Source organism: Paenibacillus sp. FSL R5-192 (assembly GCF_000517845.1).
Lineage (GTDB): Bacteria > Bacillota > Bacilli > Paenibacillales > Paenibacillaceae > Paenibacillus > Paenibacillus amylolyticus.
This window is the reverse complement of sequence record NZ_ASPR01000039.1, coordinates 71,367-85,479: the sequence shown is the minus strand read 5'-3', so window position 1 is coordinate 85,479 and position 14,113 is coordinate 71,367. Positions and strand designations below refer to the sequence as shown.

8 protein-coding genes are annotated in these 14,113 nt (G+C 46.3%); 6 read left to right on the top strand and 2 right to left on the bottom strand.

The genetic code is table 11. The features are described from left to right. Positions 1–102: 102 nt before the first annotated feature. The 5 genes from C161_RS19670 (at position 103) to C161_RS19650 (ending at position 5,807) form a co-directional block, all read left to right on the top strand. Complete coding sequence (locus tag C161_RS19670) at positions 103–1,980, top strand: rhamnogalacturonan lyase (protein ID WP_051449820.1); 1,878 nt, start codon at positions 103–105, stop codon at positions 1,978–1,980. Positions 1,981–2,464: 484 nt separating this feature from the next. Then, positions 2,465–3,544: a sulfate ABC transporter substrate-binding protein gene (locus C161_RS19665; RefSeq protein ID WP_036672174.1), complete on the top strand. Its 1,080-nt coding sequence runs from the start codon at positions 2,465–2,467 to the stop codon at positions 3,542–3,544. Between the two features lie 87 nt (positions 3,545–3,631). Further along, on the top strand, positions 3,632–4,468 hold the full coding sequence (gene cysT / locus C161_RS19660; protein WP_036672173.1) for a sulfate ABC transporter permease subunit CysT: 837 nt from the start codon (positions 3,632–3,634) through the stop codon (positions 4,466–4,468). A 67-nt stretch (positions 4,469–4,535) separates the two neighbouring features. After that, positions 4,536–5,411 (top strand): sulfate ABC transporter permease subunit CysW, encoded by an 876-nt coding sequence (gene cysW, locus C161_RS19655; protein WP_036672171.1) that lies wholly within the window; start codon positions 4,536–4,538, stop codon positions 5,409–5,411. Positions 5,412–5,567: 156 nt separating this feature from the next. Next, a complete protein-coding gene (locus tag C161_RS19650; protein WP_036607453.1) occupies positions 5,568–5,807 on the top strand; it encodes a YezD family protein in 240 nt (79 codons plus the stop codon). A gap of 98 nt (positions 5,808–5,905) precedes the next feature. On the opposite strand, the gene C161_RS19645 is transcribed toward C161_RS19650, so the two are convergent. Beyond that, complete coding sequence (locus tag C161_RS19645) at positions 5,906–7,444, bottom strand: extracellular solute-binding protein (RefSeq protein WP_084650401.1); 1,539 nt, start codon at positions 7,442–7,444, stop codon at positions 5,906–5,908. A 353-nt stretch (positions 7,445–7,797) separates the two neighbouring features. Next, positions 7,798–10,119, bottom strand: coding sequence for a helix-turn-helix domain-containing protein (locus C161_RS19640; RefSeq protein ID WP_036672169.1), 2,322 nt, complete (start codon positions 10,117–10,119; stop codon positions 7,798–7,800). A 364-nt stretch (positions 10,120–10,483) separates the two neighbouring features. Between C161_RS19640 and C161_RS33435 the strand changes: the two genes are divergently transcribed. Further along, entirely contained in the window at positions 10,484–13,195 is a 2,712-nt protein-coding gene (locus C161_RS33435) for an S-layer homology domain-containing protein (protein ID WP_036672221.1), read from the top strand. Positions 13,196–14,113 lie beyond the last annotated feature (918 nt).

Here is a 14,113-nt window from a genome sequence, read left to right as displayed (position 1 = left end):
AATTATATGTTTAATTTAAAATGAATACATTAAAGCGCTTACATAAAAGATGGCGCTACAAGGGCATCGGGCTTACCAAACCAATTGGGGAGGCAATTGTTTATGGGGAATCGATCATCATTGTGGAAGCGCACATTACGTACAGTAGGAGTATCGTTGTTGAGTTCCGCGTTACTGATTACTTCGCTTGGCCTTGGCAACACGTCGGTAACACATGCAGCGGGTCCAAGGCAGATGGAATATCTGGATCGCGGTGTGGTGGCTGTGAAGACCGGGACAGGTGTGTTTATCAGTTGGCGGCTTCTGGGAACGGAAGGATCGAATGTATCGTTTAACGTATATCGGGATGGAACCAAGGTGAACGCATCGCCCATAACAAACAGCACCAACCTTCAGGATGCAAGCGGGACGAGCAGTTCCAAATATACGGTTCGCGCTGTCGTCAGTGGAACGGAGCAAGCTGCTTCAGCGGCTGCAAGCGTATGGGGCAATAACTATCTATCTGTACCGCTCAGTGTACCTGCAGGTGGGACAACGCCCGATGGAGTAGCCTACACCTACAGTGCCAACGATGCCAGTGCAGGTGACCTGGATGGTGATGGTGAGTATGAATTGATCGTGAAGTGGGACCCTTCCAACTCCAAGGATAACTCCCAGAGTGGTTATACCGGGGAAGTGTTTATCGATGCCTACAAATTAAACGGAACACGCCTCTGGCGGATTAGTCTGGGCAAAAATATCCGAGCGGGTGCTCACTACACCCAGTTCATGGTGTACGATCTCGACGGTGATGGCAAAGCCGAAGTTGCGATGAAAACAGCCGATGGCACCAAGGATGGCACTGGCGTGGTCATCGGGGATGCAAGCAAGGATTACCGTAATTCTAGCGGTTATGTGTTGTCTGGTCCCGAATTCCTGACGGTTTTCAATGGACAGACTGGCAAAGCGCTCTCCACGGTGAACTACGAACCGGCGCGTGGCAATGTATCCAGTTGGGGAGATAACTACGGCAATCGGGTGGACCGATTCCTTGCCGCCATTGCTTATCTGGATGGAGAGCGCCCAAGTCTGGTCATGGCGCGTGGGTACTACACCCGCACAGTGCTCGTGGCTTATAACTGGCGGAATGGACAGCTGACCAAACAATGGACATTTGATTCCAATACCTCCGGTAACTCGGGTTATGCCGGGCAGGGCAATCATAATCTGAGTGTGGCGGACGTAGACGGAGATGGGAAAGACGAGATCGTTTATGGTGCCATGGCGGTGGATGATAACGGCAAAGGATTGTACACAACAGGGCTTCATCATGGCGATGCCATGCATTTGAGTGACCTCGACCCGGACCGCCCTGGACTTGAGGTATTTCAGGTTCATGAGACGCCATCCAATGCCGGAGTGGAGTTCCGGGATGCAGGTACAGGCCAGTTAATCTGGGGGGTCAAAACAACAAAGGATATTGGACGTGGCATGGCGGCAGATATCGATCCAAGATATAAAGGTGCCGAAGTATGGGCAGACGGCAGTCTGTACACAGCCAAAGGGCAGAAACTCGGGACAACCCTGCCTTCCTCCACGAATTTTGGCATCTGGTGGGATGGGGATCTGCTCCGTGAACTGCTGGACAGCAACCGAATCGATAAGTGGAACTATGCTAACAGCACAACGATGAACCTGCTCACCGCTTCCGGCGTATCTTCCAACAACGGAACCAAGTCTACGCCGAATCTGCAGGCCGATCTGTTCGGGGACTGGAGAGAGGAAGTGGTATGGCGGACGAATGACAGTTCAGCACTGCGGATCTATACCACAACAGCAGTTACGGACAAACGCATCTATACGCTGATGCATGATCCAGTGTACCGTCTTGGCGTCGCTTGGCAAAATGTAGCCTACAATCAACCGCCACACACCGGTTTTTATCTGGGAGAAGGCATGAGCACACCACCGGTACCCAATATCCGGTATGCAGGCAGATGAGGAGTGGACAAGGTGTGGCTGTCCAATTCCGTTCATGTTTTCAATAGCCAGCGAAGTATGGGATTCGCTGAAGGGAGCAACGGACGCTGGTTCGTTGTTCCTCTTTTTTTACCAATAGGCCAGAAATCCGGTAAAAATCGGAAAAAACGTTTGACAGGTATATAGACTGCCTTTATTATACGTATATAACTTACTAAACAGGTAGGAATAATAAAAAAATGAATTTGTTTTCATTGTGAAAACAGTCATTTTACAGACAGATGCAACCATGCAACCTGAACAGAATAACGTTCTCACCGTATAGACGGAGGAACACCGCAGCGCATCCTTTCCAGATGGAGCATGCACGGCCTTTAAGCCGGCATGACTTTATGGGGAGAAGTGCGCGGGGGTTCCTCCGTCTTCTTGTTTTTTACGGGGCGTTTGATCCTGTTCAGCCGGCCTGAGGTAGTCATGCAGATCTATATCGGGGGGAGTGTTATTTATGAAAAAGAGAATTCATAAGGGTATTTTGGTTGGTCTGGCACTGGTGTTAACAGGGGTACTGGCAGCATGCGGATCGGATAGCGGCGGGTCCAGTGCAGCAGGAACATCGGGGGGATCGGAAGGCGACACAGAAAAGGCCAAGGCCATCGAGCTGCTGAATGTTTCCTACGATCCAACGCGGGAACTCTATGAGCAATATAACAAAGCGTTTGCGGCGCATTGGTTGAAAGAGAAAGGCCAGGAAGTGACCATCAAGCAGTCCCATGGGGGATCGGGCAAACAGAGTCGTTCTGTTATTGACGGACTGGATGCAGACGTGGTGACGCTGGCATTGGGATACGATATTGATGCGATTGAAGATAAAGGTCTGATTAATGAAGGCTGGCAGGATAAATACGAGCATAACAGCTCTCCGTATACCTCTACGATTGTCTTCCTTGTACGTAAGGGTAATCCAAAGGGCATCAAGGACTGGGATGATCTGATCAAAGGGGATACCCAAGTCATCACCCCGAATCCCAAAACGTCCGGCGGGGCGCGCTGGAACTATCTGGCGGCATGGGGATATGCCCTTAAGCATAATAACAATGATGAAGAGAAGGCGAAGGAATTCGTTGGTGAATTGTTCAAACATGCGCCTGTGCTGGATTCGGGTGCTCGCGGATCTACAACGACGTTTGTTGAACGTGGCATTGGTGATGTGCTGCTTGCCTGGGAGAATGAAGCTTTTTTATCGGTAAAAGAGCTGGGTCCGGACAAATTCGACATTGTCGTGCCTTCGGTTAGTATCTTGGCAGAGCCGCCCGTTGCGATTGTGGACAAAAATGCAGACAAAAAAGGAAGCCGCGACGTGGCGGATGCCTATCTGAAATATTTGTACAGTGAAGAAGGACAGACGATTGCTGCTGAAAATTATTACCGCCCAACGCTGGACAGCGTGGAGGAAAAATTCAAAGATCAGTTCCCGGCACTTGAGCTGTTCACGTTGAAAGATGTATTTGGCACATGGCGGGATACTCAGGCCAAACATTTTAATGACGGTGGTATCTTCGACCAGATCTATGTTCCAGGCAGCTAAGGTTGCTCTGTTCAATGAACACCCGATCAATCGCGCTGTGAGCGGCCAACCAGCCTTACCGGCTGAAGGCAGAGAGGATGAACGTGCATGAGCAAGGTGGTTGTGGCGCGGAGACGCACATTGCCGGGATTTGGATTAACGATGGGTTACAGTGTGTTCTACCTGAGCCTGGTTGTACTTATTCCACTGGCTGCGCTGTTATTTAACTCAACAGGACTGACGTGGGCAACCATGATTGAGGTTGCGACCAATCCCAGGGTACTGGCTTCCTTCCAGGTCAGTTTCTTGACCGCAGGTGCAGCGGCGCTGATTGATCTCGTGCTGGGACTACTTCTGGCATGGGTGCTTGTTCGGTATGAATTCCCGGGCAAAAGGTTGTTTGATGCGGTCATTGATCTGCCTTTTGCCTTGCCGACAGCGGTAGCAGGGGTTGCTCTTACGGCGATCTATGCCGGCAATGGCTGGATTGGGCAGTTTGTAGAGCCTTTGGGCATCAAGCTCGCCTATTCACAGGCAGGGATTACGCTGGCGCTGATGTTTATCGGAATTCCGTTTGTAGTTCGCACGGTGCAACCGGTGTTGGAGGAGCTGGAGTCTGAGGTGGAAGAGGCGGCTGCCACACTGGGGGCAGGAAGATGGCGGATATTCCGTACGATTCTGCTGCCAGATCTGATCCCACCGCTGCTGACGGGTTTTGCTCTGGCTTTTGCCCGGGGCATTGGCGAATATGGCTCGGTTGTATTTATCTCAGGCAATATGCCGATGAAAACGGAGATTGCCCCCTTGCTGATCATGGCCAAGCTGGAGCAGTTCGATTATGCAGGCGCTACAGCTGTAGCTTTGCTGCTACTTCTAGTTTCTTTCATCCTGCTGCTGATTATTAATTCCTTGCAGCGTTGGAGCAGAAAGGCGGGCAGAGCATGACAATGAAGCATGGTGGAGTAAGGATATTAAAAGACGTCACTCACCCAAACCAAAGGAGGTGCAGCATATGGCGGGTTCTGTTCCACTGAGCCCTGTTCCACCCGTTAAGACCAGCCGTGGAACTAACCGTGCAACAACGGAAGCTCCCTGGGTCAAATGGTTGTTGATTGGACTGGCAAGCCTGGTACTCATATGGCTGCTTATTTTGCCACTGGCCATTGTGCTCATGGAGGCGTTGAAGCAGGGCTGGGGTGTGTACATCGCGGCTCTTACCGAGCAGGATGCCATGTCTGCATTGAAACTCACGTTATTAGTTGCGGCGATTACCGTACCGCTGAATACGATATTTGGTGTGGCTGCTGCATGGGTCATTACCAAGTTCCAATTCAAGGGCAAGGGACTCATGATCACCCTGATTGATCTTCCCTTTTCCATCTCGCCTGTGGTGGGCGGGTTGATCTTTGTATTGGTCTTTGGTTCAAATGGGTGGTTTGGGCCGTGGCTGTCCGAACATGATATCAAAATCATTTTTGCGCTGCCAGGCATTGTCATTGCAACGTTGTTTATTACCTTCCCCTTTGTAGCCAGGGAGTTGATTCCATTAATGGAGGACCAGGGAACCCGGGAAGAGGAAGCGGCGGTTACGCTGGGTGCTTCCGGGTGGCGAATCTTCTGGAGTGTAACCTTGCCCAACATCAAATGGGGACTGCTGTACGGTATTATTCTGTGTAATGCCCGCGCTATGGGCGAGTTCGGAGCCGTATCTGTGGTGTCCGGGCATATCCGCGGGGAGACCAATACGTTACCACTTCATGTCGAGATTTTGTATAACGAATATCAATTCTCGGCTTCATTTGCCGTAGCTTCCCTGCTCCTGATTCTGGCTCTTGCCACGTTGCTACTCAAGAGCTGGCTTGGACACAAAGCCGTTTCAGAAAAGTGATGATGAGAAGAAGAAAATACAGATTGACAGCTACTGGAAGCCCTGCTAATGTATAAACCAAGTATATAGGTTGGATAAGAATGATTTATAAATCCGTTGGATGACAGCGTACTTAGGAATATGGCGGGCAATAGCCCGAGAAGAGGAGGCGGCTCTATGGCTAAGCCGTTAAAAGTGGATGAGGTATGGTTGGACCGAATTGCCGGACAGCTGAATGACATGGAGTTTGGTTCATTGCATATCGTGGTGCACGAAGGTCAGATTGTGCAGATGGAGCGGACCGAACGTAAGCGTTTTGAAAACACGCCCTCAGGCAGCGCCTCCAAATCCGGAAGCACGGCACGAAGCAGTTCAGCCCGTTCACTACGCGGATCAAATGCGAGTGCGAAGGGATAGAGAGTGACGTGGCGTCAGGAATCTAGGATTGGTGCATAGGAACACAAATGTATACTTTCCAGAAACTCATGGGAAATGCATGTTCCAGATCTTCCTACCTATTGTGCACGACTTGTCTCCATATGCTCCGTATACCAATGATTCGCTTCAAGCAATACCTGTTGCCCACCTGCATCCATGAATTCTTCCACAAAGGTATCGAAATACCCCACAGGCTGATCACCAGTGATGATGGAGATGTACGCTCTGTCTCTCATGCGAATCAAATCAGATGAATATTGAATCAGGGCAGGGGTTGCAACCTCCAGGCGATTATAGATACCATTCTCCGTCAACCCTGCAGATGCAGCCCACTGTTCACGTTTATCCGAGGGTGTACCTGGAACCGTCATGCCGATACTTGAGCCGATCATATTAATATAATTCTCCATTCTGTTGTATGGGTAAAGTAAATGGAACGAGTTTGAATCTTCAGCGCTCCAATTCCAGTGTTTTCCTGGAAGGCCATACTCCATTTTGATCTGCTCCTCCGGATCGGGGTTGGCACTTACATAATCGAGTATCTCCAAAATTTTCTCCAGTTTTCCCGGCTCCTTCGCAGCCTCAGCACCTATAGCAATAAAATTCATCAGCAGATTGTTCCCTTTTGAACCGCTATGTCCATCAGGCCCAATAACAGGAGAACCAAATACAACCTCTGCAGTTGCGTTCTTCTGTAACAGCTCATTAACATTGAACGAGGCTCCCACTGGAGTTTCTTGGCCATGTTCATTAAGGACACTGTAGTCTCCCTCTTGATTCCAATGATAATAGTTGCCCATCGAGGTCATCCCAATTTTTCCATTAATAAAAGCATGGGATAGATGTTTATAGCCACCTTTATTTTCACCGGTTATGAACTCAGGGTCGATAATTCCGTCCCGATACCACTTTTGCATATAAGCCAATGCTTTTTTCATCTCAAGCTCCAAAGCACCGATCACAAGTTGGTTGTTTTTTTCATTAAAATACAGTTGCTCGGTGAAAACGGACTGTCCAAAGGCGCCAAACACGACATTTAAGCCCTCTCTGGATAGGCCATACGTATCTTGTTTACCATTTCCGTCTGGATCATCTTTGGCAAAGGCATACATAACCGTTTCAAATTCATCTAATGTCTTTGGCACCTCCAGACCAAGCTGCTTAAGCCAGTCCTCTCGGTATACAACAGGGGTTCGATAGATGTTGGTCTGATTAATGGCCGGAATTCCATATAAGCCACCGTTTATTTTTCCATACTCTAGGTAATGTGAATCATAATCACGAATTCGCTGTACGATATTTGGCGCATATTGTTCAAGGACTTCCGGGGAGATTTCCGCTAAGACCCCTTGCATTTGATACTTAAGCAGATCATGCGGTTGTCTGATTCGGAACAGATCGGGTATTTTCCCTTGAGCAAGCTCCAGGTCCAGCAGTTCCTCGTACCGCTTGTTCTCAAGATTCCACACCTCCAGATCGACATCAAACCTATCCTCAATATATGCAATCATTTCCGCGTCCTCGGGAACAGGGATATTTTGATGCATAGTCCAGGATATCGTATACTGCGGTGTTGTACTCTTCTCAGCGCTTGCTAGATGGTCCTGCTGTTGCACTTGTGCTGTTTCTCTCCCTAAAAAGGTACACCCACTTGTAAATACGAGAAGGAGGAGCATTGCGGAATATAGACATAACTTTCTTGAAAGGTTAAGGTTCATAGCAGCTCCTTTCCTGATTTCAAATTCTATATAGGTTTAATCAAAGAATATTTACACGGACACTCCGATGACAGAACAACCTTCCGATCGCTGTTATTCCCAGATTTCTTTTGATTCCTTCTCTAAAGGAAGAAATCCGGGAATAGCGTATGCTTCCGAAGTAGCTTTCTTTCAGAAAGCTTTTAGGCGAACGCTTCGCTTCTTCAGGTTCTTTCTGTCCTCTCCGTTTTTGTGTAAATGTTAAATTGACCCTATATAGATCCCTGTTCCATTAGATTGCGCATGAAGTTTTTTGGTGTACAGCCGTGAATTTCTTTGAACTTCTTAATGAAATAGGCAGGGGTACGGTAACCGACCGTACTTGCGACCTGCTCAACCGTAATTTCACGCTGTGTCATGAGTTCCAGTGCACGTTCCATTCTTTGATTCGTAACATATTCGGAATAAACAATCCCGGTTTCTTCCTTGAAAAGTTTACTGAGATATTTAGGGCTGATGAATACTTGTTCTGAGACATGATCCAGTGTGAGATCGCCCGATAAGTGCTCGTGAATATAGGCTTTGACAGCCGAGATGGTATCCACACTTCGTACCTCACTGCGCTTCTCCATCTGCATCACAAATTCGGTCACGAGATGAATCATCCATTCCGAATAGCGGTTGATATTGTAGAACAATGAAAATTGTTTGTACATATTCAATGAGCTCGCCTCGGTGGGTTGCAGGCGCACCTGATTAATACACTCAGCGTAAATAGATACCGTTTTTAATAAGATGATCCGACTGTATTCGGCTGAATAGGGGCCTTCTTTTATTGTCGCGACCAATTCCTGAATGGCCTGAACCGTACCTTGCACATCCCGAGTTTGCAATTTCTTTTCAAAGTTTACGAGGTATGACTCCGGGATCTCCAGACTGCTGGCTTCCCTGTTCAGAAGATCAAGATCCTGAATGGCAGACTGCTCGGGAAAGAAGTAGCTGTATCGAATCAGGGTATTCGCCTGATGATAGCTTGTGTGAATCTTCGTGAAGTGCTCTACCCATCCGCCTAACGATAGTACAAATTCCAGACCAAATCTGCTGCTCGCCTCAGCGTGAATAAAGTCTACAATGTGATCAGAGAGCGGTTCTTCGGGTTGGTTGGTACAGATGATTACGGCTATTTTGTGATCCTGCAATTCCTCTGCCAGCAGTTGAGTTCCATCCATTTCTGCGATCTCCAGTTGCTGGATCATCGTATACAACGTATGCTGCAACTGTCGTGGCTGCAGATCCTTCCACTTCTCATTAACAGGGTCAATGACGATGCAACGGAAGCGAGAGTAGGCCATTGAAATGTGAATAGACTGGAGCTGTTCCGTAAGTTCCTCGGGTGTAAATCGGTTATTTAACATATTGAGCATGATACTATGCTTAATCATTCTGTGATTGGCCTGTAAAGTTTCTTCAAGACTATCAACTTTATTGGACAGACTGTTAAACGTTGTATCGATGAACCGATATTCGTCCTGCTTTAAGCTGGTTGGGCTATCCATCCGGCTCTTGATGTTATTCATGATTCGTTTAAGAGGACTATAGTTGGCCCTGGTAAAGATGGACGACATCGCTATCCCAACTGCAACAGCCAATAAACCGAGAAGAACCGAAATCTCCTTCAAGCTATCCAATTTATAATAGAAGCTTTCATTAGGTGTGGTTGTGTAGATTCTCCATGCATTTCCTTTAAATTGATCTTGGGTAACGACATGAGAGTCATAGTTAAATACAGGTTTGAAGCTCGCATCTGAAGAATGAAAGGTGAGCAGCGACTGCGTCAGATTCTCCTCCGTGGAGTTGCCTATCAACGTTTTGTCCGCGGCAGATATGACAGTTCCATCCTGATCGATGATTAATGTATTTGCATAGTCAGCAGGGAGCATATTTTTAATGATCTGACTGATCGCTGATTCTTTGATATCAATCGCAATCATGGCCTTACTGTCTTGTCCAGACGATTGAAACGGGTAACTATGGACATAGGAAATTAGAGGACTCATCTTGCCCTGTTCCCGTGATTCGATATAAACATCCTGAGGCACCATGCGAGTCTTCATCCATAAGGAGCTTTCTGGATTCTCTTTCATCGCAGTAATCCAATCCGTCGTATGATCCACACTCGAAGGCGTGTCCTCATAGAGCAACAGCCCATATACAGAGGAGACGATGAAGTGGTTCTTCGTATCGTACACATGAATAGCTTCAATGAGATCGGAATAATTTTGCACCATATTTTTGAGGGACTGTTCGATGTCCAGGATTTTACTATGGTTTCCTTTTAAGCTATCTAAATCGATACTTGCGGCGTTACCGAGTGCCAGGGACAGATAGACCTGATTCACCTTCTGGATAACGGAGCTCTCAATAGTATTGACAGTGCTTTTCAGCGAAAGTTGATTATTGATTCGAATCTCTTTGCTGTATTGATGGGAGAAGAAGAGGTATAGAATGGAGCCGAAAAGAAGCGCAATGACAAGAACGACAGCAAGGTAGGAAAGAACCATCTTGGATCTTACAGATTGAAATGGCTTAAGCATTCTTTTTCCCCCTTTATGTCTCTTTTCTAAACAACTTCATCATTATATAGCAGGCCGAGGACTAGAAATCATGTTGATCGAAATTTAACAAACTCCCACTCCATAATTTACTTTCAGTTAATAAAGCGTTTACAAAAGTAGGTATTTTAATTGATAAATGTAGTATCTAACTCCATTTTTCTTGGCATATGAGCTCCGGAACGTACGATTTTGATATAAAACGGAATTTGTTCTATAGATGCGAAACGCTCCCTAATGCTACAGTAACGGCAGATCAGACATCTGTATAGAGTCTTTCTTACTCATTTGCAGATGCAGAAGCAAAAAAATAATTTACCATAACGGGAGCGTGTATTTGCAAGCCATGAGAAAACCACTTAAAAAGTCACTGGCATTACTTCTAATGTTGTCTATGGTAGGTCCGACATTTGCAGAGAAGAGTTTTGCAGCCGATCAGAAGATTCAGTTCTCTGATATTAAGGGACACTGGGCGGAAGCGAATATTCAAGCATGGGGTGATGAAGGATTAATTCGAGGTTACCTGGATCGTTCATTCAAACCGAATACGTATATTACCAGAGCAGAATTTATGAATTTGGTAAACGGTGCTTTTGGATATTCCGGACAAGCTAAAATTACCTTTAATGATGTGTCTGAGAGTGCATGGTATTACGAAGCAATTTCTATTGCAAATGCGAATGGATATATAGATGGATACACCGATGGCACAATGAAGCCGCAAGATCCGATCACCCGTCAAGAAGCAGCTAAAGTGATCGCTGGCATTTTGAATTTGGAGTTAAATGAAACAGCAGCGAATGTATTTAGCGATTCATCGTCTATAGCGGCGTGGAGCAAGGGAGCTGTAGGTGGAGCGGCAGCAGCGAAAATTATCTCTGGATATGCAGATGGAACCTTCAAACCGCTTAATTCCATTACTCGTGCCGAAGCGGTGTCTGCGCTCGTTAAAGCTGTGGAAACAGATGCTACTACAGCTGCCAAACCAGCTAAGCCAAAAGGAACGGCAACCGTTCTGAATGTTAATCCCCCAGCAGATGAAGCTCGGTTATCCGCCGTGAAGCACGGAGCCAATGCCGGAGACGACACCTTAAAAAATATTGCGGAAACCAATCCGTTTATTGATATTTTAGACGGTTTTGATCAAGTATGGTCCATGAACCTAGCGGATTGGAGAGATGGAACAGCGGCAACTAAAATTGGAGCTGACGGGAAAAATGCAAAGTATGGAGATGGACCGACTCCATATTATGACGGCTTTAAGAATGATCCAACCGTAGCAGTTGCTGATCAGAAAACATATGCAAATGAAGAGATCCGAAACAAAGCAACTTGGGAAGCCAATATCAAATATGTAGAAAAGGTCACGCAAAATCGCACAGGTGAAGAGACATTGGCAGCCTATTATGATGACCAAAGAGATAAGATCTATAGCGTGATGGAGGGCTTTGGTCCGTTGGCTAACACGTATGTAGATATCATCAAGCCAAAGACAAACGTTGAACGAACGGTGGACGAGATGAATGTGGTATTGACCGAAGAAACAGTGGAAGATGAAAGCCAAGGCATTGGAGATTGGGAAGCAAAGACGGAACTTGCAGACTTGGTTCATTTAGTTGATCTGGTTCGATTTAAAATTCCTGCCTCATCTAATCCCTCTAAATATTTCTACTCTTCCCCTAGACCGTGGAGAATGAATTCCAATGGAGAAGTGAAAGAAGTTGTTGACAGCAAAGGACTGCCTGTATGGGAAACCTTGGGCGAAGGTGAGAAAAAAGAAGTACCTTTGGCTTCAGGCGGCACCAAATCAACAGGAGAAAAACATTACCAGCAATACGAAACTAACGTTAAGCTTATTCCTGCGTTAACGTATGTCAAACGAATCGCTGAGGATGGAAGAGGGAAAGATGGCGCATTTCCGAGCGGACATACCAGTGCAGCTTACTTATCCGTATTTCCTTTGGCATACGCTACACCAGAACGATTCACTGAATTGTTAACGAGAGCAGCTCAGTTGGGCGAGAATCGAATCGTAACGGGGATGCACTCACCGCTTGACGTTATAGGAGGAAGAATACAATCCACAGCCATGGCTGCATATGCACTTAATCAGGCTGAGAATAAAGATGTGTTAGAGAAAGGTTATGAGAATGCAGGAGAAGTATTTGGAGCTGCAGCCAAGGAAAAAAATATGAGTCTGTATGAGTATGCACACACCGTAACAGAGGATTACACGTTCAAGAGTGCTTACGATGAACACAAATGGGAAGATCATGATGCCAATAAAGCCTTCTATAGAGAAAAGATGACTTACGGTCTACCACAAACCGGAACCAAAGGTTTGGCTCCAGTTGTACCGCAAGGAGCAGAAGCCCTGTTAGAAACACGTCAACCGTATTTAACAGATGAGCAACGCAGACAAGTATTGTATACAACATCCATTGACTCTGGATATCCTGTACTGGATGAATCCAAGGGCTGGGGTAGAATTGATCTGGTCACGGCTGCGGATGGCTACGGCGCATTCTTGAACAATGTAACTGTGGATATGGACGCTTCCAAAGGGCGCTTCAATGCAGAAGACTGGTGGAGAAATGATATCACCGGTAGTGGAATGCTCACGAAAAAGGGGACAGGCACCCTTACATTGACAGGGAAAAATAGCTACACTGGAGGAACATTGCTGCAAGCAGGAACGCTGGTAGCAGAATCTGCAACTGCTTTTGGTACAGGTGATCTGTATGTGGAAAATGGAACAGTTGTCGTTGATGTCGACGGAGCACTCAACTTAAATAGGAACTTTACCATGGATAACGGTACGTTGGAATTGGTAGTGACTGACAACAACAGTCAGCTGAATGTTGGCAGAAAGCTCTATATTGATGGAGGAAGTCTCAAACTCGACTTGTCCAACTATAAGATTGAAGGTTCCAAAGATATTACGTTAATCACGGCTAATGGAATTACAGGTGAATTCGACAGTGTAACTGCCGAAGGTTATGACGTGACTGTCACGTACGAAAAAGGCCACGTCATTGCACATGTTGTAGCCAAATAAGTGCAGTAATTATGCATGATACAAAGTGAACTAAAGAATGTTACACATGCGACTTCGATGACAGAATAACTTTCCGATCACTGTTATCCCCAGATTTTTTTGATTTCCTTCTTCAAAGGAAAAATTCCGGGGATTAGCATATGCTTTCGATGGAGCTTTCTTTCAGAAAGCCTTTAGGCGTAGCGAATGCTTTCGAAGTAGTATTCTTAAAGAAAACTTGTAGCTTCGCTTCTTCACGTTATTTCTGTCCTCTCCGTATTTGTGTAATTATTAAAGTTCGTTTTATATCGTTCAATTCTTCGCAAGAAAAGATTATAGAAAAGGGCTTAAACTACAATGTAGTTTAAGCCCTTTTTGCGTACAGATACGTTGGATATAGGGGATGTTTTCAACACGTGCTGAAAGCCGAAGTGTATCTGAACGTGTCCGGAGTAGGCAAGCGCTAAATACTGAATGTAAGAGCAAGCAATTAGGACGTCGCAAAAGCGATTTTCCTATTTTCCACTACCAATGAGAATTTTCGCTTCGTACGAGAGGGACACGAGGTTTCCTCTCAGTCGCGTTTGGAACAGAGCATGAGCAGGGGTTGAGCGCTAACGAATCTGAGACACGTTATATCGAAATGTACGGCGTTTTAGAGCGTTTTTATCGAGCGATTTTGGGAAATAACGTGTCTGAGGTTCTTTACAATTTTGAAAGAGGCTGTAGAGGCCGAATAAGACGTCCTGTGTTCCTTAGAAAATCGTCTGGCTACTCAATAGGAACATCCAGACGGGAGTTCCATAATTTTGGGACACTGACATACATCATCGTATAGCATGCCGAGTAAGGAGACACGACCTGATCGGTGAAAATCCAGCCGAGGGAGGGCCAAGTCTCGTATCATCGATGTGGGTATCTAAGTTTAATCATACGGAA